Origin of the sequence: Actinomycetospora chiangmaiensis DSM 45062 (assembly GCF_000379625.1) — a bacterium.
In the GTDB taxonomy this organism is placed as follows: Bacteria; Actinomycetota; Actinomycetes; order Mycobacteriales; family Pseudonocardiaceae; genus Actinomycetospora; species Actinomycetospora chiangmaiensis.
This window is the reverse complement of sequence record NZ_KB903233.1, coordinates 1-23,437: the sequence shown is the minus strand read 5'-3', so window position 1 is coordinate 23,437 and position 23,437 is coordinate 1. Positions and strand designations below refer to the sequence as shown.

At 71.9% G+C, this 23,437-nt stretch carries 27 protein-coding genes and 4 pseudogenes; 15 read left to right on the top strand and 16 right to left on the bottom strand.

The genetic code is table 11. The annotated features are described in order from the left end of the window. Positions 1-6 precede the first annotated feature (6 nt). Positions 7-450 carry a transposase gene (locus tag A3CO_RS0116720; protein WP_425393415.1) on the top strand — a complete coding sequence of 148 codons (444 nt, stop codon included), beginning with the start codon at positions 7-9 and terminating at the stop codon, positions 448-450. Between the two features lie 320 nt (positions 451-770). Here the strand turns inward: A3CO_RS0116720 and A3CO_RS0116715 are convergent, their stop codons facing one another. Both A3CO_RS0116715 and A3CO_RS0116710 read right to left on the bottom strand, forming a co-directional pair. Beyond that, positions 771-1,346 carry a manganese efflux pump MntP gene (locus tag A3CO_RS0116715; RefSeq protein ID WP_018333391.1) on the bottom strand — a complete coding sequence of 192 codons (576 nt, stop codon included), beginning with the start codon at positions 1,344-1,346 and terminating at the stop codon, positions 771-773. Between the two features lie 257 nt (positions 1,347-1,603). Continuing rightward, a complete protein-coding gene (locus A3CO_RS0116710; RefSeq protein ID WP_157647649.1) occupies positions 1,604-1,786 on the bottom strand; it encodes a hypothetical protein in 183 nt (60 codons plus the stop codon). 286 nt (positions 1,787-2,072) lie between these two features. Between A3CO_RS0116710 and A3CO_RS0116705 the strand changes: the two genes are divergently transcribed. Continuing rightward, positions 2,073-2,285, top strand: coding sequence for a CbtB domain-containing protein (locus A3CO_RS0116705; protein ID WP_018333389.1), 213 nt, complete (start codon positions 2,073-2,075; stop codon positions 2,283-2,285). 92 nt (positions 2,286-2,377) lie between these two features. Here A3CO_RS0116705 and A3CO_RS0116700 read toward each other — a convergent pair whose 3' ends face one another. The 3 genes from A3CO_RS0116700 to A3CO_RS0116685 form a co-directional block, all read right to left on the bottom strand. Next, positions 2,378-2,845, bottom strand: coding sequence for an SRPBCC family protein (locus A3CO_RS0116700; protein ID WP_018333388.1), 468 nt, complete (start codon positions 2,843-2,845; stop codon positions 2,378-2,380). Between the two features lie 597 nt (positions 2,846-3,442). Next, positions 3,443-3,688 carry a hypothetical protein gene (locus tag A3CO_RS0116690; protein ID WP_018333386.1) on the bottom strand — a complete coding sequence of 82 codons (246 nt, stop codon included), beginning with the start codon at positions 3,686-3,688 and terminating at the stop codon, positions 3,443-3,445. Positions 3,689-3,724: 36 nt separating this feature from the next. Beyond that, positions 3,725-4,129, bottom strand: coding sequence for a hypothetical protein (locus A3CO_RS0116685; protein WP_018333385.1), 405 nt, complete (start codon positions 4,127-4,129; stop codon positions 3,725-3,727). Between the two features lies 1 nt (position 4,130). Between A3CO_RS0116685 and A3CO_RS40060 the strand changes: the two genes are divergently transcribed. Beyond that, a complete protein-coding gene (locus tag A3CO_RS40060) occupies positions 4,131-6,215 on the top strand; it encodes a hypothetical protein (protein ID WP_157647648.1) in 2,085 nt (694 codons plus the stop codon). A gap of 274 nt (positions 6,216-6,489) precedes the next feature. Here A3CO_RS40060 and A3CO_RS32705 read toward each other — a convergent pair whose 3' ends face one another. After that, on the bottom strand, positions 6,490-6,906 hold the full coding sequence (locus tag A3CO_RS32705; RefSeq protein WP_281167694.1) for a monooxygenase family protein: 417 nt from the start codon (positions 6,904-6,906) through the stop codon (positions 6,490-6,492). Positions 6,907-7,171: 265 nt separating this feature from the next. On the opposite strand from A3CO_RS32705, the gene A3CO_RS0116655 reads away from it, so the two are divergent. Together A3CO_RS0116655 and A3CO_RS40055 are read left to right on the top strand one after the other, a co-directional pair. Continuing rightward, complete coding sequence (locus A3CO_RS0116655) at positions 7,172-7,657, top strand: DUF6328 family protein (RefSeq protein WP_018333382.1); 486 nt, start codon at positions 7,172-7,174, stop codon at positions 7,655-7,657. Positions 7,658-7,795: 138 nt separating this feature from the next. Next, positions 7,796-7,918: a hypothetical protein gene (locus tag A3CO_RS40055; protein WP_281167693.1), complete on the top strand. Its 123-nt coding sequence runs from the start codon at positions 7,796-7,798 to the stop codon at positions 7,916-7,918. Positions 7,919-7,927: 9 nt separating this feature from the next. On the opposite strand, the gene A3CO_RS32700 is transcribed toward A3CO_RS40055, so the two are convergent. Beyond that, positions 7,928-8,893 (bottom strand): AraC family transcriptional regulator, encoded by a 966-nt coding sequence (locus A3CO_RS32700; protein ID WP_018333381.1) that lies wholly within the window; start codon positions 8,891-8,893, stop codon positions 7,928-7,930. 242 nt (positions 8,894-9,135) lie between these two features. Between A3CO_RS32700 and A3CO_RS35980 the strand changes: the two genes are divergently transcribed. The 3 genes from A3CO_RS35980 to A3CO_RS32690 all read left to right on the top strand — a co-directional run bounded on the left by A3CO_RS35980 (position 9,136) and on the right by A3CO_RS32690 (position 11,606). Continuing rightward, entirely contained in the window at positions 9,136-9,759 is a 624-nt protein-coding gene (locus A3CO_RS35980; protein WP_084681986.1) for a hypothetical protein, read from the top strand. Next, the gene (locus tag A3CO_RS0116635) at positions 9,756-10,109 is read left to right on the top strand and encodes a hypothetical protein (protein ID WP_157647647.1); all 354 of its coding nucleotides are present in this window, start codon (positions 9,756-9,758) and stop codon (positions 10,107-10,109) included. Before A3CO_RS35980 ends, A3CO_RS0116635 begins: the two co-directional genes overlap by 4 nt. Before the next feature lie 180 nt (positions 10,110-10,289). Next, positions 10,290-11,606 (top strand): serine/threonine-protein kinase, encoded by a 1,317-nt coding sequence (locus A3CO_RS32690; protein WP_026204689.1) that lies wholly within the window; start codon positions 10,290-10,292, stop codon positions 11,604-11,606. Between the two features lie 171 nt (positions 11,607-11,777). Here A3CO_RS32690 and A3CO_RS0116625 read toward each other — a convergent pair whose 3' ends face one another. The 6 genes and pseudogenes from A3CO_RS0116625 to A3CO_RS39570 form a co-directional block, all read right to left on the bottom strand. Continuing rightward, on the bottom strand, positions 11,778-12,479 hold the full coding sequence (locus A3CO_RS0116625; protein ID WP_018333378.1) for a class I SAM-dependent methyltransferase: 702 nt from the start codon (positions 12,477-12,479) through the stop codon (positions 11,778-11,780). A gap of 219 nt (positions 12,480-12,698) precedes the next feature. Next, the gene (locus A3CO_RS39580; protein ID WP_018333377.1) at positions 12,699-13,490 is read right to left on the bottom strand and encodes a polysaccharide deacetylase family protein; all 792 of its coding nucleotides are present in this window, start codon (positions 13,488-13,490) and stop codon (positions 12,699-12,701) included. Beyond that, a complete protein-coding gene (locus A3CO_RS39575) occupies positions 13,487-14,614 on the bottom strand; it encodes an MGDG synthase family glycosyltransferase (protein WP_157647646.1) in 1,128 nt (375 codons plus the stop codon). Before A3CO_RS39575 ends, A3CO_RS39580 begins: the two co-directional genes overlap by 4 nt. A 699-nt stretch (positions 14,615-15,313) precedes the next feature. Next, positions 15,314-15,684: pseudogene (locus A3CO_RS36975) on the bottom strand (helix-turn-helix domain-containing protein); the annotation flags it as partial. A 696-nt stretch (positions 15,685-16,380) separates the two neighbouring features. Further along, on the bottom strand, positions 16,381-17,412 hold the full coding sequence (locus A3CO_RS0116600; RefSeq protein WP_018333375.1) for an AraC family transcriptional regulator: 1,032 nt from the start codon (positions 17,410-17,412) through the stop codon (positions 16,381-16,383). An 11-nt stretch (positions 17,413-17,423) separates the two neighbouring features. Further along, positions 17,424-17,528, bottom strand: a complete 105-nt coding sequence (locus tag A3CO_RS39570; protein ID WP_018333374.1) for a helix-turn-helix domain-containing protein — start codon at positions 17,526-17,528, stop codon at positions 17,424-17,426. Between the two features lie 149 nt (positions 17,529-17,677). Here A3CO_RS39570 and A3CO_RS40425 point away from each other — a divergent pair. Beyond that, positions 17,678-18,238: pseudogene (locus A3CO_RS40425) on the top strand (Mu transposase domain-containing protein); the annotation flags it as partial. Positions 18,239-18,242: 4 nt separating this feature from the next. Here the strand turns inward: A3CO_RS40425 and A3CO_RS40420 are convergent. Further along, complete coding sequence (locus A3CO_RS40420) at positions 18,243-18,869, bottom strand: STAS domain-containing protein (protein WP_425393414.1); 627 nt, start codon at positions 18,867-18,869, stop codon at positions 18,243-18,245. Between the two features lie 454 nt (positions 18,870-19,323). Here A3CO_RS40420 and A3CO_RS34995 point away from each other — a divergent pair, with 454 nt between their 5' ends. The 4 genes from A3CO_RS34995 (at position 19,324) to A3CO_RS0116575 (ending at position 21,851) form a co-directional block, all read left to right on the top strand. Further along, positions 19,324-19,605: a YciI family protein gene (locus A3CO_RS34995; RefSeq protein ID WP_211214495.1), complete on the top strand. Its 282-nt coding sequence runs from the start codon at positions 19,324-19,326 to the stop codon at positions 19,603-19,605. A 92-nt stretch (positions 19,606-19,697) separates the two neighbouring features. Next, positions 19,698-20,927 (top strand): RNA polymerase sigma factor, encoded by a 1,230-nt coding sequence (locus tag A3CO_RS0116585; protein ID WP_026204688.1) that lies wholly within the window; start codon positions 19,698-19,700, stop codon positions 20,925-20,927. 210 nt (positions 20,928-21,137) lie between these two features. After that, complete coding sequence (locus A3CO_RS0116580) at positions 21,138-21,488, top strand: hypothetical protein (protein ID WP_018333369.1); 351 nt, start codon at positions 21,138-21,140, stop codon at positions 21,486-21,488. An 84-nt stretch (positions 21,489-21,572) separates the two neighbouring features. Continuing rightward, positions 21,573-21,851, top strand: coding sequence for a hypothetical protein (locus A3CO_RS0116575; RefSeq protein ID WP_157647645.1), 279 nt, complete (start codon positions 21,573-21,575; stop codon positions 21,849-21,851). A gap of 208 nt (positions 21,852-22,059) precedes the next feature. Here A3CO_RS0116575 and A3CO_RS0116570 read toward each other — a convergent pair whose 3' ends face one another. Continuing rightward, entirely contained in the window at positions 22,060-22,506 is a 447-nt protein-coding gene (locus tag A3CO_RS0116570) for a DUF6855 family protein (RefSeq protein ID WP_033414569.1), read from the bottom strand. Positions 22,507-22,655: 149 nt separating this feature from the next. On the opposite strand from A3CO_RS0116570, the pseudogene A3CO_RS39560 reads away from it, so the two are divergent. Together A3CO_RS39560 and A3CO_RS40415 are read left to right on the top strand one after the other, a co-directional pair. Continuing rightward, a pseudogene (locus A3CO_RS39560) lies at positions 22,656-22,841 on the top strand (helix-turn-helix transcriptional regulator); the annotation flags it as partial. A 15-nt stretch (positions 22,842-22,856) separates the two neighbouring features. Further along, positions 22,857-23,123: pseudogene (locus tag A3CO_RS40415) on the top strand (WCX domain-containing protein); the annotation flags it as partial. Positions 23,124-23,151: 28 nt separating this feature from the next. On the opposite strand, the gene A3CO_RS39555 reads toward A3CO_RS40415, so the two are convergent. After that, the coding region (locus A3CO_RS39555) for an integrase core domain-containing protein (RefSeq protein WP_018333278.1) at positions 23,152-23,437 on the bottom strand (286 nt) is incomplete at its 5' end.

The following is a 23,437-nucleotide window of genomic DNA, read 5'->3' as shown; positions in this document are numbered from 1 at the left end:
GGGCGGCTGTCGTGTCTGCGGGGCGTCTCGACGTTGACCGCGACCGGGCTCTGCGTCGAGGTCGCCGACTGGCACCGCTTCACCGGCGCCACCACCGGTTCCTACCTCGGACTGGTGCCCTCGGAGTTCTCCTCCGGCGCCCGACGGGTCCAGGGCGGGATCACCAAGACCGGGAACTCCCATGCCCGTCGCCTGCTGGTCGAGTCGGCCTGGCACCACCGCCGTCCACTGCGCTCGAGCCGGGAACGAGCCCGACGTGCCGACGGGCAACCNGCCGCGGTCCGTGATCGCGCNGAGGCCGGCAACCGACGCCTGCACCAACGCTGGACCCGCCTCGATCACCGCAACAAGCGCCCCACGGTCGCCGCCGTCGCGGTCGCCCGCGAACTCGCCGGCTGGTGCTGGAGCCTGGCCACCCTCAAAGAAGCGGCCGCAGCGAGAACCGGCTGAGCCTCTGGCTCGGCCTCCACGGACCCCGGCGGGTGCCGGGTGAGGATGCAGGCAGCGCGAGGAGCGACCCGCGACGCAACGATGAGCAACCCCGCCCCGATCGACCGGGACGCGGCGACGCTCGCCCCTAGATTCGCGGAACGCTCCCGACGAACACCCGGTCATGCGGTACCCAACCCGCGCATATCAGTCTGACCGCGCGTCGAGCCGACACGCCTCCACCCACCCGGCCCCGTCGGGCCCACAACGCCCTGACCAGCACCGATGCCCAACGTCGAGGGCCGATCACCCCTGCCTATTCGACAGAGGCGACCTCCATCTCAGTTGCCGCGGCCGGCGAGGAAGAACAGGACGGCGGCCTCGATGATCAGGGCGGTGCCGGTGACGATCTCGTAGCGGATGTTGACGCGGCTGAAGACCAGACGGAAGGCCAGGCGGCCGAGTACCAGCCCGACCAACGACATCACCGCGGTGGTGACGCCGAAGATGAGCGCCGGCAGCCAGGGGGACACCCCGAGCAGTCCCAGCGAGGTCCCGGCGACGATGTTGTCGATGGAGAGCGGCAGCGGCAGTCCGAACAGGGTCCATGACTGTGCGAACTCGTCGTCGGCTGCGCCTGCCGGCTCCCGCCACGCGCGAATGAGCAGGTAGGCGCCGTAGGCGAGCAGCACGAGCGGACCGATGTCGTCGGAGATCGGGCCGATGGCGTTGCCGACGTAGTCGCCGATCAGCAGTCCCAGCAGCGGCGCCAGCCCGTCCCAGAGCCCGAAGTTGAGCGCGACGAGCACGGTGCGGGGCCGGCTCATCCGCAGCGGGCCCAACAGCAGGGAGGTGCGGAAGTTGTCCAGACTGAGCACGAACCCGAGTGCGAGGACGTTGACCAGTCGCGCGATCATCTTCCGCCGTCTCCCCTCGCCACCCCGCCGTGGCCGTGTGATCGGCATTACACGCCAAGTAGTACGACAGCCCGGCGCCGTCGCCGTCAAGGCCGCGACGGCGACATCTGCTGCCGTGGAATGGGTGAGGTGGCGGTGCCCGCCCGGCGGTCGGCGGCAGGCACGCTCCGGACGACGAATGCTCGCGGCGTGAGCTCAGCGACTCCCGGGGCCGGCGCTGTCCGCAAGGGAATCGCTCGTCCGTCCTGCTGGCGCGATCACCGCTCGGGGATCAGGGCGACGACGGCGGCCAGCACGGCGCAGACGCCGGCGAACCTGCGGATCACGCGGGCACCGGCGAGCCCGTGAGGCTCGGCGCGCACTGCGGCCACCATCAGGACGGTGGCCAGCAAGGACAGTGCGATGACCGTCGAGCGCGCGCTCGCCGCGGAGAGCACCACCCGCCGGGTGTACCCCACCGATGGCTAGGACCTGGCAAGCCCACGTCGCCACGCGGTCGATGGGCCGACAACGCACGTGCGGGCGTAGGCCGTCGAAGAACGCCGCTGAGCCTCGCTCCGAGGAACCGAGCCAGGTCGGCGGAGCGCCGCGCGACCGGACCGGGTGGCCGCGCTGCCCGCCGCGACACCCTCGCCCCCAACACTTCATCAAGTCGTTGGGTGTTGAGGTTTTGCCGTAGCTCAACCTAACGTCGTTTCTCGCTCAATCCCGGAAAGAGGACCTCCCGTGACCACTGCCGGCGCCGCCGCGCGCACCCGAGCCACTGCCACCACGGTGGTCGGCAACCTGCCCGTCCTGGTCGGCTCGCTCGTGCTGGGCCTGCTGCTGCTCTACTTCATCGGGTTCGACGAAGGCGCGACCTCGCTGTTCGGCAACACCATGGTCGTCCACGAGTTCGTCCACGACTCGCGCCACTTCCTGGGCTTCCCGTGCCACTGAGCCCGCTGACCGCCAAGCAGGTCGTGTTCGAGTTATCTGGAGTGAGCGTCCGCGTGGCGAGCGCGGCGCCACCGCCAAGCGGGCCGTGCGGCTCAGTGCACTTCGTCTCGGCTTCCCGCGGGGGCCTCGAGGACGTTCTTGAGGGTCAACAGGTCTTTGGTGTTGGCCCGGCGCATCGCTGCCGCCACGAATGGTGCGCCGAGGCCGGCGAAGCCGGACGGCTCGCCACGGTTGCGCAAGACCATGCGCGTCCCGCCGTCGGCGGTGTCCTCCCAGGAGTAGGTCGTCTCCATGGGGAACGGTCCTTGAGCGGTGGTCATGACGAACCGACGCCAAGGCTCCAGCTCGCGCACCTGGTAGGTGTAGGCGAGCCGCCGGCCGAGGAAGGTGGCCACAAACGCGATCCGAGAGCCCGGGCGCACAGGACGAGGTGTCTCCCATTCCACGGACTCGATGTTCTGGTACCACCGGGTTGCGTTGTCGGGGTCGCTCGCGAAAGCCGCGACCTCCGCGCGAGGCCGCTGGATGGTGATGGTGCTCTGTACGTCGACCCGAGTCACGGACCGAGGATGTCAGGCCGGTTGTCGTCTCCCGAATCGGACCGAGGGCCGCCCGTTGGGAGGGTCGGCAAGACTTCGTCGGCAGGTCCCACTCGTTCACTCCTCTGGCGGGCCGAGAGGGACGGCGAGGCCGACTGGGAGATCCTCGAGTGCTGCGCTCGATATGGCTGCGCCGCGGCGACGAGGAGCTGATCGGGGAGTGGCCCGGGGCCGGTGAAGTGCCCGCCGATCCACCCCAGCCCCACCGCCATGAGGACGGCGGGCCGGCGCGACGGACCCGGTTCGACCTGGCTGCTCATGGACGGCTCCTCCCGACGGGATCCGGTCGGTGGGCGGGGCGCCCACCTATATCAAGCGATGATCGGGATCGGCGGTCTCGTAACGATGCACTTACCGTTCGTAGTCAGCTGCCGCTGGACGCGGGACTGCACGAGTCGATTCACCCAGGTGCTAGCGAAACTCAACCGGATCCTCATTGTGTGCGACTCCATGTGGACCTACCGTCCGTGATTCGTGTCACTCATTCGCGTGGCACCGGTTGCCGCGGTCGGAGGCGGCGAACACAGCAGGGGGAACAGTCGTGGCGCTCGGGCAACCTCAGCATCGTCGGGTCCCGACCACACCCAACCTCGCGCCGGGCGCGGCCCGGGCCGGGTCGAGGTGGCGGCTGCCGTGGCTGCTGCTGGCCGCGGCGGCGGCGTTGTTGTTGCCGCTGGGGGTGACCTCGTCGGTGGCGTCGGCGACGCCGACGGTGTTGACCCCGGCGGGGGCGGCGCTGCTGGCGCACGCGGTGTCTAGCGACCCGGGCAGCGGTGAGGTGTTCCAGGCCGACCCGATGACCAACGCGGTGCGGGTCTACGCGCCGACCGGGCATGGCGGCTACACCCAGACCCAGTCGGTGCCGGTCGGCGCCGGCCCGATCGCGACGGTGTTCGACCCCGCCACCGGGCATGTGCTGACCGCGGACCACACCGCCGGGACCGTCACCACCCTCGGTCGCTCCGCCGATGGTTCGTGGAGCTCGTTGGGGTCGACCCCGGTTGGATTCTCCCCCGCGGTGGTGGCCGTCGAGCCGGGCAGCGGGATCGTGCACGCCGCCTGCGCACCCGGGGCCGGGGGCAGCGGGCAGACCGCGACGTTGACACCGAACCCCCCCAAGACCAGCGGGACCTCGAGCGGCTCGTCCTCGACCGGGTCGGGGACGGGGAAGGTCAGCTCCGGGTCGTCGGGGTCGGCGGGGTCGATGCCGAGCGGGTGGGCGCCGTCGTCGTGGTCGGGGTACACGGTGAGCTCGGGTAAGGGCTACATCGCCTACACCAACACCGCGACCAACACCGAGTACTGCTTCGGCACCTGCACCAACGTCGCGGTCGGCCAGCCCGGGGTCAACGGCGGCCAGGGCGGCACCGCCTACTGCATCGGGACCTGCACCAACGTCGCCACCGGCGCCCCCGGGCACGACAGCAGCGGCAGCGCCAGCAACGGCGGCGGCGCCTTCGTGACCGGTGGGGCCGGCGGCAACGGCGGGACCGCCTACTGCCTCGGGATCTGCACCAACGTGGCCACCGGCGGCGCCGGGGGGAAGGCCACCGTCACCGCCGGCAGTGGCTCCACCGCCGGCGGGACCGGCGGGCAGGGCGGCAACGGCGGGAAGGCGGTCTGTTACGGCCGCTGCTCGAACGTGGCAACCGGCGGCGCCGGCGGGGCGGCCAGCGCGACCGGCACCGGCGGCGCCGCCGGGAGCAGCGCCACGATCACCGTCAATCCCACGACCGGCACCCCGATCCAGGACGGGGTCGTGTCCGACGGGGCCGCGGGCGGGTCGGTGACCGCGACCGGCGGCGCCGGCGGCACCGGCGGGACCCGGACCGTCAACGGCACCCGCAGCCAGGGCGCCGGCGGGGCCGGCGGGGCCGCGACCGCGACCGCCGGGGCGGGCGGGGCCGGGGGCAGCGTCACCGACAACCGCACCGGCCCCGCCACCTGCCTGGTCTGCGAAATCGGTGACACCGGCGGCCACGGCGGCAACGGCGGGACCGCCTCAGCCACCGCCGGCCAGGGCGGGGCCGGGAGCACCCGCGGCGCCGACGGCACCGCCACGGCCGTCGCCGGCGCGGGTGGGGCCGGCGGCAACGCCACCGTCATCGGCGCCAACGGAGCCGACGCCACCCCCGCCCACGGTGCCACCCCCGGGCAGAGCGCCGGCGCCGCTGGAGGCGCCGGTGGTAACGGCGGCACCGCCACCACCAGCTCGGGCGGCACTGCCACCCAAGGCGTGGGCGGGGTCGGCGGGAACGCCACCGCGAAGGCCGGCAACGGCGGCAACGGCTACAACGACACCGAGACCGGCACCCCCGGGGACAGCACCCCGGTGACCGCGACCGGCGGCAACGGCGCCGCCGGCGGCAATGCCACCGCCAACAGCGGCCAGGGCGGGCTCTCCGGCGACGGCACCACCCGCGCCGCCAACGGCAACGCCACCGCCACCCCCGGAAACGGCGGCAACGGTGGCAACGCCACCGCCACCGGCACCACCGGGACGACGTCGGGGAGCGCCGGCGCGAATGCGGTCGCGACCGGCGGCAACGGCGGCGCGCCGGGCACGGGACAGGACGGCACGAGCACCGCGGCGGGTACCGGTGGCCGCGGCGGCGCCGCCGTCGCGACCGGGGGAGCTGGAGCCCCCGGAGCCAGCGGCGGCACGAGCCCCGGCGGGAACGGTGGCACGGCCACCGCGACCGGCGGCAACGGCAGCGGCGCACCAGGAGGTAGCGCCACCGCCAACGGCGGCACCGGCGGCACCGGTGGGTCGACGTGGCAGGTTCCGGGGGCGGACGCCGGCATCAACGGCGGCAACGGTGGCGCAGGCGGCAACGCGGCGGCGTTCGCAGGAACTGGCTCCACCGGCACAGCTGCGAGCACGGCAGACGGCGGCAACGGAGGTGCAGGCGGCGCGAGCGGCTCGTTGGGAGGTCAAGGCGGCCAGGGCGGCACTGCCTCGGCGCCGAGCGGCTCCGCCGTCGGAGGACAGGGCGGCGCTGGGGGGTACGGGGACTACGACGTCGGCGGCGGAGGCGGCGGTCGGGGCGGGGACGCTGCCACCACGGGCGGCTCGGCGGCCGGCGGACGTGGTGGCACCGGCGGCGACACCAGCGTCGCCGTCGCCGGCACGGGAGGCGACGGCGGCAACGCTTCGGCCGGCAGCGGCTCGGCCGCGGGTGGCAACGGCGGAGACGGTGGAAATTACACCGACTCCTCCGGCGGGGCCGCCGGGAACGGCGGCAAGGGCGGCACCGGCAGCTCGGCGAGCGGCACCGCCAGCAACGGCAAGAACGGCTCACCGGGACACGGTCCAGCGAACAGTGGCTGATGTGGGCTGCACACCGTGCCTGGCTTCGAGGCCGACGCCGATTGACGATGCCGCGAGCTGGAGGCTCGCCGCCGAGCTCGCGAATCCACGGCAGTCGGCGGTGGTGTGGCTGGACGACGACGGGTAGTACGGACGCTGCACTGGCTGGCGCGGCCGTCGCGGCGGACGAGCTGGAGGACGTCGTCGAGCGTTTGTCACGTCGGGATCGCGACGCTGAACGCGGGAGCTGCTCCCGGGGATGGTCGGGGTTAAGAGCCTGCGCGCGGCGTCAGGGTCAGGACCGAGATCGCTGGCTGTCCTGAGCCTCGAGACGCTCGCCGACGCGAGACCTCGGTGAGAGTGGGACGAGGCCGGTCGCCGCGGCGAGGCCGATGACGGGCATGTTCGCGGAGATGGCTTCCTGCCCGTCCGCCGGAACGCGGTAGGTCTCGTGCCAGATGCCGACGTCGCCGTTGGAGACGCTGCGTCGAAAGAACGCGGCCTGCGCGGGGCGGTGGTGGTGCTCGAGGTCGTTGGCCCAGCACTCGAGCTCGTCGAAGGAGCGCCGGTACTGGATGACCATGTGCTGCCGCCGGTCCCGGGAACCCCGTGAACGTGGTGCTCGCGAGCAGCGGGCTGTCAGGCTGCTCTGCAGTTCGCCCATGGCGTTCGCGGCGCGCATGACCGGCAGCCACTGTCGGACCGCGCGCAGCCCGATGGATCCGCATCCCGAGGTGGAACAGGACGATCTCCCGCTCGAGCCCGCCGTGACGCGGGCCGGCTCTGCGGCAGCGAGACGACCTCCACGTCGATATGGGCCCGACTGAGATCGGCCATCTGGATATGCGCTTCCTGCACCCGTTGCGCTGCGCTCTCGCCGCGACGACCGCGAGTCGCGGCCGCCGGTCGTGACGATCCGGGGAGGGGCAGCGCTCGGCGGCGGGGTATCACCGCCGGAGGCGGCAAGCGGAGACAGTGTGGACGAGAGGGATCGGGTGAGCGGCTCAGCAGAGGAAACGCGCGAGCAGCGAGTGAACAGGGAACTCGGCGAATTGTTGAACGAGTTGCGTGTGGCCCTGCCCGGGGTGCAGGTGCTGTTCGGGTTCCTGTTGACCCCTCCGTTGCAGGCAGGCTTCTCCAAGATCAGTATGGTAGAACGCGATATCTACTTTGCCACGTTGCTCACGACAGCGGGCGCGACCCTGCTGCTGGTGGCGCCCGCGGCGCAGCACCGCCTCCTGTTCCGCCAGCGGGACAAAGAGGCCATGTTGCTGCGCTTCAATCGCTACGCTATCTGGGGCTTGGCGTTCCTCGGGGCTTCTCTGTGTGGTGCGACCCTGTTAGTGACCTCCATTTTATTCTCGATGCCCCCTGCTGTGTCGACTGCAGCGGTCGTGGCGGTCGGTGTCGCGCTGTTGTGGTTTCTGCGACCGCTGGTGTTGCGCCGCAAAGATCGGCTTTGAACCAGACCCATGGGACGCGGGGAGCTCGCGAGGTGGGCGACGTGCCTGCTCATGGCTGGCGCGGGGACGGGCAGCCGCCCGTCGACCGTCGTGACCGTCGTGATGTAGGGAGCCCCTGCTCCAGCAAAATCCGATCCCGTGACGATCCCGGCTGTCGCGGGGTCGTTCGTCGGGCAGCTGGTCCATGGCTTCCTCGGCGGCATGTCGGGGCTGGTCAATCGGCTGCCCGACCAGCTCCCGCTGCCACGGCGGCGACCTTAGCCGGGCTCGTCAGCGTCGTAGCGTGTCGTTCGGGGAGCACCTGTAGGTGCGGCGGTAGAGCACCGAGAACCGGCCAGGGTGGGCGAAGCCCCACCGCGCGGCGATTCCGCGCACCGTGGCGCCTCGGGTGGGGTCGCCGGCCTGCAGATCGCGATGGGCGCTCTCCAACCGCACTCGGCGCAGATACTCCAGCGGCGTCTGACCACGATGTCTCTGGAACGCGGCCTGCAGGCCACGGACGCCGATCCCGGCGGCCGCCGTGATGCGGGTGATGTCGACGTCCTCGTGAGCATGCGCATCCATGAACTCCAGCGCCCGTCGCAGCGCCGCCGGCTCCGCCCGCCGTGCGGCTGGCTGAATTCGGTCGGCGAGCGCGTCGAGCGCCGTGTTCGGCACCGCCAACAACGTCGCCCGGGCCACCGTCCGCAGCGCCTCCGTGCGGATCAGAGGTTCGACGGCGACCTCCTCGCGGCCGAACACGTGCTCGGCGATCCACCGGTAGGTCGCTGACCAGTAACGGGTCCTCGCGGCCGACACCGGCGCCCTGGGGTGGAATCGCAACCTGGCCGGGTCGACGCCGGCCATCTCCGCGGCGACCCTGCCCAGCACGTCCGCATCCAGGCGCACCAGATCGAACGACACGTCCTCGGAGAGCAGCTGCTGTGGCCGCCCTGGCTCGAACCACACCAACCCGCCCGGGCCGAGCACTCGCTGGTGTGCCCCGCGGTCCTGGGTGAGGACACCGTCGCGGAGCTGCCCCACGACGAACCTGTCCTCAGGTGGGCAGCACCGGCTCTCGACCCGTGACCGGTAGTCGATCTGGTCCATCCGGAGGCCGTCGACCTCGACCGCCGTGGCGGCGTAGTAGAAGCGGTCCTGCTCGCCGCGCAGCACCGCGTCGTGCTCCCCGTAGGCGGCGGCGAGTACCGCACGCGCCTCGTCGAAGTCATTCGTGGCGAAGTGGCTGCGCAACACTGACGACGACCGGCTTGGTCGATGTGCTCTTTCTGTTTTACTACGAGACACGGCCGACCCCTTGTTCTCAGTCGCCGAAGACGTTAGCAACTGCACGACTGCGGTGTGTACGGCCTTTCTTGCCACTGAGCGACCCCACGGCGACGGTCGCTCCACCCGTGCGCGTCAGTGTGGGCGGCGTTCGTGAGAACACGAGGAGAGCGCACATCGTCGTCACATGAGGGGTTGGCGAGCGTGGTACTGTGCGACGAACTGTCGATTCCGCCCCGGCCCCGCCGGCGCTGCCCCTGCTCTCCCGCGGCGCGCATCGCGACCCGACGGCGGGGGCGTGTCTGATGGAGTACACGGCGCTGCTGGCCGGCGAGCGGTTCGGCGACCGGCCCTCGTGCACGCATCCGGGGTTGGCGCAGCTTGCGCGGCAGGTCAACGATCGGGTCGGCGACGAGGTCCGGCCGGCGTTGGTGACCCGGGCTCCCGCGCTCGCCTCGATCGGGCCCGACCACACCGGTGTCATGGGCGCGGTCGCGTCGGCGGTGATCGTGGCGCACTACCGGCAGGCTCCGGACTCCCTGCTGCTGCAACGCCGGATGCTGGTGGCCGCGATTCTGCGGGACCGGCCGACCGGCGGCCGCTGGGCCCGTCGGCGGGACCTCGTCCGTCTCGCGCAGCTGACGAATGCTTGCCTCGACGCCGTGGAGCGGCGGGTGGGGTCCTCCGAGGACCGGGACCGGGTGCTCGTCGGTGTGCTCGACCGCGCCCTCGCGCCGCTCGGGTCCGGGCCGAGTCGGCCCGGGCGCCTCGGGCCCGTGCATCCACCGGCCGTCGACGGGCGGCAGGTTCCCGGGGGGCCGTACCCGTGGGGGTGAGGGGGGCGGCTGGCCGCGGAGCGGTCCGGCTCCTCGCGAGCGACGACGCCGCCGGTCGGACCTGCTGCGTCGAGTTCGACGACCCCCTGCTGGAGGTGCTCCTCCGGGTCACGGTGGACATCTCCGGGGGTCCGGCCGAGGTTATGTCGCTGACCCTGCTCCCACGCCTGGGCAGCCGAGGCCTGGACGCCGTGACGTGGCCCGACGTGGACCCGGTCCGCTATGTCGCTCTAGCCGTCGCGGCCGCGGTCGCCGACGTACACAAGCGCCGGGACGTTGCCCCGGGCACGCCGCCATCGCCGGACGCGTCGAAGTCGACCTGGCCCACCCCGGCCTGTGAATCCTCGTGAACATCGCCGTCGGACCTGCGCCCGGCGGCGAGACACCGGCCTGGAAAGTCTTCCGGCGCTGGCAGGAGGTTGATGGGGCATCACGGTGCCGCACGTGGACTTTGCGGGTCGATGGTGTGTGCCGCGGTTCGTCGCTGTGGTTACCGTCGGGGGAGCCGGCGATGGTGGGAGACAGGGATCGTGGGATTCGAGTTCTACGCCGGCCCGGATGTCGAACCGGACAAGTACCGCCTGGTCCGACTCGAGGGCCGCGGCGGCGAGGCGACTCTCTGGCGGGCCGAAGTAGACCTCGCCGGGGTGCCGGAGACGGTCGCGGTCAAGGTCTGTCACCCCGGCGGCTCAGCTGACCTCGACCAGACCAGCCGGCGTTGGGCCGAACAGGCCGAGCTCCTACGGTTCCTCACCCATCCCGGGGTGGTGGGCGTCCGCGAACACTTCGTGGGAGCGCCGCCACACGCTCGGTCCGACCGGGGAGAGCGCGGCCCGGCGGGCGTGGCCGACCGCGCGCTCTACCTCGTGATGAACTGGGTTCCCGGGTTGCCGCTGCGCGACTGGATGCTGCTCCATCCCGGTCGGGAGGGCACCGTCGCCGGCCTGCGGCTGCTCGAAGAGGTCGCCAACGTCCTCGAGATGATGCATGCCGGCCTCGCTACCCCGTCTGGGCGGGCCGTCGTCCACGGTGACCTCTCGCCGGGCAACGTCATCGCCGACGACGTGGGACGGGCGACCCTGGTGGACTTCGGGCTGGTCAGGCTCAGCTCGCACGAGACGCTCACTCCGGCCGGGACTCCGGGTTTCGCCGCCCCCGAGGTGTGGAGTGACGGCGAGTACACCCCGGCCGGCGACCGGTACAGCTTTGCTGCGTTGGGTTACTTCGTCCTGCTCGGCGCCCCTCCTCCGGCCACGGCGGAGGACCTGGCCGCCGCACTCTTCGCGCATCCCTTTCTCGCTCACACCCCTGAGGAGGACCGGCATCTGGTCCTGGCTGGGTTCAGCCGTGATCCCGAGCTGCGACCGGGGCCTACGGAGTGGCTACGCCGCTTGCGGGGCGCGGCGTCCACGGCGGCCCGCACCCTGGTCGAGGCCGGGCCCAGCGGTGGGGGCGCTCGTGGCGTGGGTGGGACCGACCGCGAGCGGACCGCCCCGACCGGATCTCGCGGCTCGCGAGCCGGCGAGCCGGCGGCCACCGCGCGGGAACGCTCCGAGAACCGCACCCGACGCGTCCGAACGCGGCTGGCACCGTGTCGAAACGGACCAGGTGAATTGGTCTACCTCGCACTGGTCAGCGGCGAGTGGGATGTCGAACGCGAGTGGTGGACACCCGAGAGCAGCCGTCGCCGATATCACGTCAAACTCCGGGACCGACTCAGTCCTAATTGGATTGCCGTCGAAATGCAGCTTCACCACGAGTCGAGTCGGCTGGTTTGGGCCAACGGGGCCGGTGGTTACATGACCGAATGCGTCCAGGAACTCGCCCGATGGCTCATCCTGACGTGAGCCAGGACCTGCCGTCCGGTCGCTAACGCCAACGTCGGCCGCCCCCCACGCGCTGTTGCCGGAGGCGGATGCAAGCACGACGAGCGCTGCGGATCTGACGCTGCACACAAGTGCTCGCTGTCGTTCCACGTGCTCGTGAACAGAGGATGCCGCTCTCGAGCTGAGATGGACTCAGGACTTCCGACGCACGTCAATTCGAGGGGTCATCGCGGCTCCCGCTGTGGGATCGATGCTCGGGCGTAGGGGTGTCAGGACGTAGAGGTCTGTGACACCGGCCGGTATGGGTCCGGCGGTGGGCTCGAGGTTGCATGAGCGTGCCGTGCGCGCGACTTCGGAGCGGGTGCGCCGGTAGACGCGGCGCCTCCCGAGGCGCTCGATGAAGCGGTAGCGGGCGCCGGCGGCCCGCTCCCCGGTGGGCACGTTGCAGACGATGGCGCCGTGAGGCTCGAGCGCCTCGTTCATGGCCGCGAATGCGGCGCCGAGGTCATCGATGTAGTTGAGGACACCGATGGCGATCACGAGCTCGTGGCGCACCTCGACGTTCAGAGGGCGGGGCAGGCATCCGTCAGCGACGACGACGTTGGCCCACTGTTTGCGAGCGGCGCGGCGGACGAGGAAGTCGCGCATGGAAGGTGAGGGTTCGCGGACCTCGACCGCGACGCCCGCGTCGGCGAGCAGGCCGGTGTAGGCGCCGGTCCCAGGCCCGATCTCCAGCACGCGCGTGCCCGGGGCCACGTACTCGTCCAGGACCGCGGAGATGGGTTGAGTCTCCTGGCGGCGCAAGCGCCGACCCCAGGGGACCCACGCGAAGAAGGTTTCGTAGAGCCGGGGCTGCCAGCCGTCTGCGCTGGTGATGAACCACCCTGTCGCCATTCGGATCTTCCGCTTCTCTCGGTACGTGGGGCTCGATCGTCTCGAACGCGGCGCCGTCGCCACAGTCGCTGGCTCCACGGGTGGACGGTTCGATCCGGCGGGTCGAACCACGGAGCCGGATGCGGGTTCGGCGGAGACCTCTCGGCCCGTGTCGATACTTCGCGCGCGACTCACGTCGGGCGGCCGGCGAGGACCGGCAGTCCGCCTCGGCCGGGCAACTCAGTTCGTGCCCCCAGTTCGGCCAGGGCTCGCCGACCGCGCGGGGCTGGAGCCGGCGTGGGTCAGGCCGTGCTCGGCGAGTGGACCGACAGAAAGCCCAGCCTGCTGCCACGCGTGCAGCAGGCCGGGCAGTGCGCCCAGGGTGGACATCCACGAACCGGGCGCGGAGTAGGTGTCGGCGTCGTGGAGCAGGACGCAGCCGCCGGGTTGGGCCACCCGCATCACGCGCCGGCGGACCGATGCCGGCGAGCAGCGCGTGGTCCAGTCCCTGCCCCACGCGGTCCAGAGCACGGGCTGCAGGCCCAGCTCTCGAGCGGTGTGGAGGGCGGCGCCGCTGGCCACGCCGTAGGGCGGGCGCCACCAGCGCGGGGGGTGGCCTCGAACGTCGGCGACGATGTCGAAAGCTCGCCGGAGGTCGTCGCGCATGTTGTGGCCGCGGCGACGCAGCAGCAGGCGGTGGTCCCACCCGTGGACCGCCAGCTCGTGGCCGGCAGCGACCATCTCGCGGGCCAGGGGACGGTCGGCGGCCACGGCGCGGCCGATGACGAAGAAGGTGGCTCGCACCCGGTGAGCGGCGAGCACGTCGAGGAAGCGGGGTGTCGACAGTCGCTGGGGTCCGTCGTCGAAGGTGAGGGCGACGTGGTCGCTCGCGCCCCGTCCTGCGTATCGCGGCAGGAGCCCCCGGCGCAACGGTCCGATCGCGCCCAACGCCGGTCCGGCGTGCGCGAGCGCTCCGCCCGCGAGCAGTGTGGCTGCGAGGGCGCCACCGACCTGCGTGGTCCGTGAGCTCACCGTGCCCCCACTGCCATCGCGGCGGGCCCACGGGGCCGCAGTGTTGCGGCATCGTGGTCGGTGCGGAGCGCCACGCGCTCGATGATCTCTGCTGCATCCGGCCGCGAGGGGAGCTGCACCGGGGCCGGCGGACCGGCCAGCGCGAGACCGAGCTCCCGGCGAGTCCTGGCCCACGGGACAACCCCGGCCGCCGCCAGGACAGCGGCGTTGGCCCGCCCGTGGCCGGAGAGGACGCGGTAGGACAGAACCGGTCGGCCCGCTGCGAGCGCCTCCCAGCACGCGAGGCCGCCGGCGTTCTGGACCACGACGTCGGCTGCGGCCACCAGGTGGGGCATGTCGTCGACCCACCCCAAGGTCGGGCCGACTCCGAGCCGCTCGACGCGTCGCCGCAGTGCCGTGGAGCGTCCGCAGGCGACGACGGGCGTCGCGCCACAGGCGTCGAGGTCCCGGGCGGCTGCGCAGACGTTGCCGGTGCCCGCCGATCCGGACGTGACGAGCGCCATCGTCTGGTTCGGGCGGATGCCGAGGGCGGCGCGCACGGCTCGAGCAGCGCCCGGGGCCGAGGCGCGGGTGAACGCGCCGTCGACGACCGGGGCGCATGGAGTGACGGAACCCTCGCGGGCGTGCGCTGAGGTGCTGACCTGCTCGGCGAAACAGGTGTGTGGGCACAGGGTCACGTCGACGCCGGGGTGGAGCCACAGGGGGTGGACGGCGGCGTCGGTCAGATAGCTGATGACCGGAACCTTCAGCGTGCCCTGGTCTCGGAGGCGGCCCAGGAGTTGGCTGACCAGCGGATAGGTCGAGACGATCGCGTCGACCGGTTCCGAGAGCAGTTCGTGGGTGCGCGTGACCAGTCGGTCGAGGACCGCCTGGATCAGCGTGTCGGCGCGGCGTCCGGTACTCGCTTCCAGGAGCGCGCCCCAGCTGGCCGGCGCGAGCCGCAGCTGGGCGAAGTAGGCGTCGCGAAGCAACGCGCCCAGGCGCCCGGGCAGGATCGAGAGGCCGTCGTGGCAGGCGACGAGGTGCCCGCGCCTGCGCAGGCGCCGCGTGATCTCGCGGGCAGGTCCGTCGTGGCCGGCCCCGACACTCGCGGAGATGACCGTGATCTTCTTTCCGATGGGCACGGCGTCACCGTCCACGAGAAACGTGAGAGAGAGATGAATTGAGGCGGCCTGCTCGCGGTATGTCCGATCTCGACCATTTCAGCCGGAGTCGCGCATCGTGCGGATGTCTCGCGTCGTTCCGACGGTTCAAGGCGACGTTCAGGCAAAACAACTTTTGCAAGATACACATCGTCTTCTTATCGTCTGTTGGAGACGCACTCGTTGATCGGGTTGGCGGCGAGCTCGGGGACGGCGAGGCAGCCGGACACCGGCACCTCTGGTGACGCGAAGGCGCACGCACATTGCGAGGCAGCTCACCTAGCGCCGCACGGCGCCCCCACCTGGACCGACCCCAGCACGAGCAATGCCCGCTCGGCCCCGACACAGGGTTCAGCGGTCCGCCGTCGGCGCCACCATCTGCGCCGCCACCCGACCCCCACCATCAGCCGGACCATGCCCGGAAGTCGTCGATCCGCTGGTCCTGATGTCGTCGTCGGCCATCCCTTCGTAGGAGGAATGCGGCGGACCGACCGTTCGTGGTTCGCGGCATCGCGGCGTTCCCGGAGAAGTCGTCGTGCTTGCGGAGTCGCGGCGCGTGCTGTCCCCAGGACCTACAGCCGGCGCTGCTTGCCACTCGGTCCCGACGACGCGACCGAGCTGCGATCGGCTCACACACCGTCAGCGGCCCGCCGTCTCCGAGAGGAACAGGAGGTGTTCGCACCACAGGTCGCACTGGGCGAGCTCGCCGGGCCGGTACTCGATCCGCGACACCGGATCCGCTGGCGCATACAGCGGCCGCAGCTCCCGCACCCGCTCCTTGAGCACCGTCATCGACCGCGACCAACCGATCCGCTCGGCGATCACCGTCGCCGGCATCGACGGCCACTCCGCGAGCAGCTCCCGGACCTGCGGCTCGACCTCGTCGACGATCGAGCCCTTCGCCGGACGCTGATTCTCGGCGGCTCCTCGGCCGCCAGCGCCCGACGCACCGTGTTCCGCCCCACCCCCAACCGCCGGACGATCGCCTTGATCGGCATCCCCTCCGACCGATGCAGGCGCCGGATCTCAGCCCAGTCCTCCACCCTCGACACCCCTTCCCATCGGCAAGGGGGTCCAAATTCACCCGCCGCAGAGGGGGCAGGATTCAGGCGTCGTCAGCAGCCGTAGGAATTTAGAATATTCGCATCTGCCATAAGCAACGAGCGGTCGAGTGCTGGCGGCCGCATACCCGTACCCAGAACCGGGATGTGCCGTAGCGCGGCCGGTCCCCCGAAGCTCCAGCACCGACGAAGAGCACCTCGAGCCCTGGGAACGCCCGGGCGATGCCCGGGGCCGTGGCAACGGCGGCGCCGGCTCCAACGGCGCCAACGGCGCGCGGTCGGGCAGTGGCGGTCTTCGAGAGGGCGTTGGCCGTCGTGGACCCCGCCGCCCGACGCCGAGGCGCCAGCCCGCGGAACAGGTGCTGTCCGAGGACCAGCATGTCGTTCCCACGAACTGGGCGGAGAGGTACTCGAAGCGATCCCCACTCGGGCCGGCACAGGGGCGTGTGGCCGGCAGGCACCTGACCGATGCCTCCGGCGGCTCGGCTGCAGCCCGGGCTCTGCAAGATCGCGGAGGCGTGAGGGAAACCGGCGGAGACGCTGCCGAACGTGATGGACACGAGCGGCCGGTCGTCTCCTCGACCGGACCGCTCTGCGCTTCCCGACGTCTGGGTCAGCGCTTTGCTCGCCGGGCCGGGCGCCGGCGCGACCACTCGCTGAGCAGCGCTCCCGACGAGGGCGGTGAGGTCACCGGCGCAGTGTGTCCTCGGGGGTCTCGCCGACGGCGTCGGTGTAGGCGACCCGGAACCGGCCGGCGCGGGGGAACCCCCAGCGAGCGGCCAGCTGGGCGACCGTGGTCCCCGAGGCGGGGTCGGTGCCGAGCAGGTCGCGGTGCACACCGCGCAGCCGTGCCTGCCAGAGCAGTTCGGCGGGGTGCTGACCCCGGTGGTGTCGCAGCCCCGCTTCGACCTCGCGGTAGGGCAGTCCGGCGTGGGCGGCGATGTCGGTGGGACCGATCGGCTGGTCGGCGTGGTGGTCGAGGAAGTCGGCGATCTCGCGCAGCCTCACCGCGGAGACGTCGCCGCGTGGCGGGCGGTTCTCGGGGTCGGTGGCGTGGGCGAGGGCGGTGTTGGGCACGGCGGAGAGCAACGCCGCGGCCAGTGTCCGGAATGCTTGCTCGAGGATGATCGGTTGGCTGCCGGCCCAGGGGTCGGCGAGCAGGTCGTCGCGGACGTGGGCCACGGTGGCGTTCCAGTGCCGGCCCAGCCTCGGGGTGCGGGGGGTGATGCCCTCGAAGTGCACGTGTCGGGGGTCGATGCCGGTGGCGGCGGCGGCGTAGGCGTGCAGCGCGGGCCGTTCGAGCTGGGCCATGGCGAGGTCGAATCGCTCGCAGACGGTGCGCATCCTGCCCTGCGGTGGGATGAGGACGACGTCGCCGGTGTCCACCGCGACGTTGGGGTAGGCGGTCTCGGTGTAGGCGAAGCGTCCGCCGACGGGTTGCACGACCACGAAGGGGTCGTCCGGTGCGGGCTCGGACTCGAAGACGAGGTCGATGGCCACCTGCACGCGGGCGAGCGCGAAGCGGGGGGCGGCCAGAGCCTGGTGGTCGAGCCGGAAGTCGGGGGCGACTCCGCTGATGGTGGCCTTGGTCTCGGCGATGTAGCCACGGCGCAGGAAGTCCTCGGCGCGACCGGGGTCGGTCGTGGAGAACTCGCTGCGCACGACCAGGGCGGCGGGGTCCGGGATGTCGGTGTGCGGGGTGTCGCGGTGGTCGTCCATGGCAGGTGTCCTCAGCGTCGCAACGTCTCGCCGGGTGGGCGGCCGAAGACCTGCCGGTACTCGATGGAGAACCGGCCGGGGTGGGTGAAGCCCCACCGGGACGCGATGGCGGCCACGGTGTCGCCGCGGGAGGGGTCGCCGGCGCGCAGGGCGGCATGCGCCTGGGGCGAGCCGGACCCGGCGCAGGTAGGTCAGCGGGGTGGTGCCGCAGTGTCGGCGGAAGGCGTACTGCGTCCCGCGCGGCCCGACCCCGGCCGCGGCGGCGATGTCGGCCAGCCCGATTGGCCGGTCCGCGCAGGACTCGATGAAATCGGCCGCCCGACGCACCGTCGTGCCCGCGTACGCCGCGCCCGGCGCCGACGCGCTCGCCCAGCTCTCGGGGGCCGTGTCGGCCTCCCCGTCACGGGCGGCGATCACCCCGTCAGCGCCGACCATGGGCGCCGATCCCGACTCCGGGTACCGGTCAGGCAACACGAACCACCTCCCCGCGTCGCGCCCTGCTGAAGGCCGGTGGCGGAACGGTCGACCGACCGCTCCGGACCGTCTCGCCGACGGTCAAACCACACGACGGACGTCGACTCTATACAAGAAACGAGATCAGGTCAGCCGGGAACCGGTCGCGCCCACGTCGGGTTGGGCCAGCAGCCTGCGCCTGCCCCGGGATCACTACGTCCGCCTCGACGGCAACGACTACTCCGTGGACCCCGCCGCGGTCGGGCGCCGGGTGCTGGTCACCGCGGACCTCGAGCACGTCGTGGTCACCCTCGCCGACGGCCGCGACGGCGCCCGGGTCGCCCACCATGCCAGGTGCTGGGCTCGTCATCAGAGCATCACCGACCCGGCCCACGCGGTGGCCGCGGCCCGGCTGCGCGAGGCCTATCGGCGCCAGGAATCGGCCCCGACCGAGACGGACGTGGCTTATCGCGACCTCGCCGACCACGACCGCCTCTTCGACCTCGACCAGGCCTCGCTTCGATGGCGGCCAAGAACGGCACACCAGCGGAGGCAGTGCTGGGCGGAACATGGGCTCGGAGCTGGCCTACCTGACCCGGGTGCTGAGGCACGACGCCCTGCGGGGCGAGCGTTCCCCCCTCGGGCGCCGGGCCCCCCCGCCTCACGGCCTCAGGAAGGCTGGGACGGCCTGACCGCATGGTCGACCGCGCGGAACACCGAGAGTCCGCGGTCGACGCCCAGGACGTGCGCATCCGCAACACCCGCCGCGTTGCAACCACCACTTGTAGATCGACCGCGGCGCTCGATGCTTGATCGGCGATGTCGAGCAGCACATGAAGGTCGGAGGCGCCCAGGAAGGTGACCGCCGACAGGTCGGCGACCAGCACCCGACGAGTCGAGTGGGTCTCGAAACACGGCGTCGGGACGAGCGCGTGCCGCATGGCGTCCCGCCACATGGAGGCGGTCAGGATGTCGATCTCCCCGACGACGCGTACGACGACCACGTCGAGACGCGGCCATGTCGGCGTGATGGAGAACGCCTCATCGGCGGCGTTCGTCGACCAGCGAGAAGTCACGGCGGCCCTTCGGGCAACGAGGTCGATGACTGCTCGGCTGACCCCTCAACCCGGTCGGGCCAGCGTCGCACGACCGGATGACCTCCGACGATCGCCGCAGCCACCGACCTCGAGGGCGAGGTGGCAAACGAGTAGTCGCTCCTGTGTTCAGCGCACCGCAGCGCCCGCTGCGGACTCCGGCAGGCACGGCGGCGGCGCTGGGAAAATCTTGAAGAAGATGGAGGCGAGGCTGTCGATTCGGCGGCAGAGTGTTCGTCGTCGCTGATGACGGAGCCGGACAGGCCGGCCCGCGACCCAGTGCAGGAGACAGCTCCATGGCCAAGTACGCGATCCTCATCTACGAAGACCCGGCCTTCTACGCGAACCTGTCGCCCGAGGCGTGGTGATCGACGCCCACAGCACCTTTGTCAAGCAGGTCTTCGAACTCGGTGGGTCCCTGGCGGGCGGGGAGGCGCTCGCGCCCACGACGACGGCCACCACGATCAAGACCGCGGGCACGGTGACCGACGGCCCGTTCGTGGAGACCAAGGAGGCCTTCGGCGGCTTCTACGTCGTCGAGGCGCGCGACCTCGACCACGCCCTCGAGATCGCCAAGCTGTGCCCGGCCCCCGGCGGCGGCGTCGAGGTCCGCCCGGTCGTGGACCCGACGACGAACCCGTTCTGATCGTCCCCGGCGACGAGCCGACCGCGTCCGCCCTGCCGACGGACGCGGTCGCTACGGCGCTGGCGCACGCCCACCGCTCCGAGTGGGCGTTCGTGCTGTCCGCCACGGTGCGCGTCGCGGGCGACCTGGACGTCGCGGAGGAGTGCGCGCAGGAGGCGTACGTCAGCGCGCTGCAGGCCTGGACCCGGGACGGTGTCCCGGAGCGGCCCGGCGCGTGGCTGACCACGGCAGCGCGGAACCAGGCGCTGGACCGGTTGCGTCGCGAGGTCACCCTCCGGCGCAAGCTCCCGCTGCTCGTGGAGCCGGCGACCGTCGATCCGCATGACCTGGCCGACCCGGCCGACCCGGACCGGCCCGACGCCGCGGTGCCGGACGACCGGCTGCGGCTGGTGTTCACCTGCTGCCACCCCACCCTCGCACCCGAGGCCCGCGTCGCCCTCACCCTGCGCCTGGTCTGCGGCGTTCCCACCCCCGACGTCGCCCGGGCCTTCCTGGTGTCCGAGCCGACGATGGCCGCACGGATCACCCGGGCCAAGAAGAAGATCTCCGACGCGCGGATCCCCTACCGGATTCCGGGTCGGGCGGAGCTGCCCGAGCGCCTCGACAGCGTGCTCACCGCCGTCCACCTGCTCTTCAGCACCGGCCACACCGCCGGCGAAGGGGACGCGCTCGTCCGCGAAGAGCTCTGCGACCGGGCCCTGCACCTCGCGCGCACCCTTGCCGCGCTGCTCCCCGAGCAGGCCGAGACCCGCGGCCTGCTGGGCCTGCTGCTCCTCACCGACGCGCGCCGGGCCACCCGGACCGACGAGCACGGGCGGCTGCTCCTGCTCGCCGACCAGGACCGGACGCGCTGGGACCAGCGCGCGATTCTGGAGGGGCTCACCGTGACGGCCGGGGCGCTCGCGTCCGGCCCACCGGGGCGGTTCACCCTGCAGGCGGCGATCGCCGGCGTGCACGCGATCGCGCCGTCCCTGGAGCAGACCGACTGGCCGCGCGTCGTGCACCTCTACGACCGGCTGCTGGCGGTGTGGAACACCCCGGTGGTCGCGCTCAACCGGGCCGCCGCCGTGGCATTCGCCGACGGTCCGGCCGCCGCCCTGCCGCTCCTCGACGAGCTGGCGACCGATTCCCGGCTCGCCGACTACCCCTACCTTCCCGCCACCCGCGCCGACATGCTGCGCCGCCTCGGCGACGCCGCCGGCGCGGCTCAGTCGTACCGGCGCGCGATGGAGCTCACGGCCAACGCCGCGGAGCGCGCCTTCCTGGAGCAGCGCCTGGCCGAGGTCACCCGCGCCGCCGGCGCCGAGCCCACGCCCGGCTAGAGACGGCGGGCTCGACATCCCGGAATCAGCCGGTCGAGCGCGGCCTGAACCGCCCCGGGTGGGGGGACCCGAGTCAGAGGCGCGACGCGGAGGCCCCACGAGGCCTCGGCGCTCTCGGGAGCGCCATGTCGTTGCGGTGGCCTGGAAATTCGCGGGGCTGCGGGACGACGCGCCAGGGTGAACGAGACGTGTCGGCGTAGCGTCGAGAAGATGGCCAAGAAGCAGAAGGACGAGCCCACCGCTGCCGCGAAGCGCTCGGCGGACGGCGACGTGCTGCCGCCGCCCACGACCCCTGCGGCCCCGGTCGGCGCAGCGGTCGAGATCGCACGCCCGGCTGGCGTGTCCGTGTCCCGTCCGGCGTCGTCGGGATGGATCGAGCCGGTGGGGGAGACCGTGGCGACCACGCTGCGCACGGTGCGTGACCTGCTGCCCTCGCGGTTGCCGGTGTTCCTCGGGACGACGGCGCTGCTGGTCGCCGGCGTGATCGACGCGCCGGCGGCGCTGGGTGTCGGCCTGGCGTTCGAGGCCCTGCGTCGCTGGGAGCCCGCGACGGCCCGCTGATGGCGGTCCGAGGCGGTCGCTGTGAGGTGGTGGCTGCGGCGTGCGGGGTCGGATCGAACCATGACCGGGACTATCGTCGCGGTCATGGCTGCGCCCGTGTCCGTCGATCGTGAGCGGGCGGCGATCACCGCCCGCTCGATCCTGGCCAACGTCGACGTCCTGGAAGGCGAGGGCCTCGCCGCGGGGTCTCGCGACGCCGTGCTCGAGGAGGCCGGGCAGCTGACCGGGGCGGTCGAGGCGCCCGAGGACGCCGCCGTGCTCGCCTTGGCGCGCTCGATCCGGGAGCGCCTGACCGCGGTGCCTGGCAGGACGGCGGCGGTCCTCGTCGCCTGGCTCGACGACGTCCTCGAGCCCGACGCCTGATCAACCATCGGCTCCGAAGGGCACGAACCGGAACCTCCACCGCCGCTGCACACGATGCTCGCTGGCGAAACGGAGCGCTCCCATCGGGACTCCTGGACAAGTTTCCGGCACTGGTGTGTCGACATGGACCTCGAGTCGGCTGCGGTGGTTCCGAGGAACTCGATGTAGGCGTGCCCGTACTCGGAGGGCTGAGCAGGCTGGAGTCCGATCAGTCCGTCCCGCCGGGGCCGGCTGGGGTCGGCTCGGGCAGGGCGCGGATGTGGTTGTTGCGGTTGTTGTGCTCGAGCTCGGCGAGTCCGAGGGCCTCCAGGACCGGGGGCACGTAGTTCCCGAAGCGGCCGCGCAGGCCCTTCTTCAGGCCGTACCACCCGCCGACCGGGTTGTCGTCAGCTCGCCCCCACGCTTCGACGGTGTCTGGTTTCGCAGGCTTCTGCTCGTCGGCGTTGCCAAGGGCCACCCAATCCCCGCGTGCGATCAGCATCTCGTGCAGGTCCTCGATACAGCGCAGGTGGTAGCGCAGCTCGGTGGTCCCGACCCGCACCACCAGAGCCGGGGGATCGGCCTCGGGCTCGCGGTGGCTCTCGAACTGCGAGGTGCCCGGGGGCGTGGACAAGATCCACGGGTCCGCTGGTGTCCCTGATCCCTCGACCTCCATGCCGGGCATCGCAGGTCCTCTCTCCATGGACCCGTTTCATCGGGCCCGCGGGTGTCAGGCGTGGCGCATCCCGCCTCCGGATGCGCCACGCTAGACCTGGAAGGTGACATCTCTTGTCGCCTACTCGAAGGCTCGTCCATGCTTCCGCGATGCGGGCAGGCCGGCTAGTCGCCCTGGTGTCACTGCTGCAGGGCCAGGGCCGTCTCAGTGCAGCCGAGCTCGCCGACCGTCTGGAGGTCAGTCGACGCACGGTGCTGCGCGACGTCGAGGCCCTGTCCGTGGCTGGTGTGCCCGTGTTCGCCGTACGCGGACCTGGCGGCGGGTTCGCGCTACTCGACCAGCACACATCCGTGCCGGCCGTCGGTCCCCGATGGCGCCCGCGCGGGCAGCGGGCCCAGCGCGCGGGGGCATGGATCGCGCCGCAGGGGCTGACCCAGGCTGCCGTGCTCGGCCGTCTCCAACCGCTGCGGCCGGTACCGGCCGCAGCCCCGGACTCGCGGGGCTGGGTCGAGGTCAGCTTCCAGGTGCACTCCCTCGAGCACGCCGCAGCCGACGTGCTATCCCTCGGCCCGCTGATCGAAGTCACACAGCCGCAGGAGCTGCGCCACCGGGTCTCCGAACTCGCCAAGGTGAAGCGCCCCGGGTTCAGTGGAGGCTGGGTTCTCCCGAGAGTGGATCTTCTCGGGCTGCTTGGTGAGCGTAGTAGTTCTGTTCGTGCTCGACCGGCGGAACGTGGCCGAGCTTCGAGTGGATGCGGCTGGTGTTGAACCAGTGCGCCCAGGACGCGGTGACCAGTTCGAGGTCGCCGACGGTGCGCAGAGGTCCGTCTCGAGTCACGCACTCGGTCTTGTAGAGCCCGATCAGCGACTCGGCCAGCGCGTTGTCGTAGGAGTCGCCGATCGAGCCGATAGAAGCCAGGGCGCCGGCTTCG

What these genes read in the sequence shown, in the direction of transcription:
- A3CO_RS0116715 (WP_018333391.1), bottom strand. Translation starts at nt 1,346, where the DNA reads ATGATCGCGCGACTGGTCAACGTCCTCGCACTCGGGTTCGTGCTCAGT.
- A3CO_RS0116625 (WP_018333378.1), bottom strand. Translation starts at nt 12,479, where the DNA reads ATGGCGACAGGGTGGTTCATCACCAGCGCAGACGGCTGGCAGCCCCGG.
- A3CO_RS0116600 (WP_018333375.1), bottom strand. Translation starts at nt 17,412, where the DNA reads ATGGACGACCACCGCGACACCCCGCACACCGACATCCCGGACCCCGCC.
- A3CO_RS0116580 (WP_018333369.1), top strand. Translation starts at nt 21,138, where the DNA reads ATGGCCAAGAAGCAGAAGGACGAGCCCACCGCTGCCGCGAAGCGCTCG.
- A3CO_RS0116575 (WP_157647645.1), top strand. Translation starts at nt 21,573, where the DNA reads ATGGCTGCGCCCGTGTCCGTCGATCGTGAGCGGGCGGCGATCACCGCC.
- A3CO_RS0116570 (WP_033414569.1), bottom strand. Translation starts at nt 22,506, where the DNA reads ATGGAGGTCGAGGGATCAGGGACACCAGCGGACCCGTGGATCTTGTCC.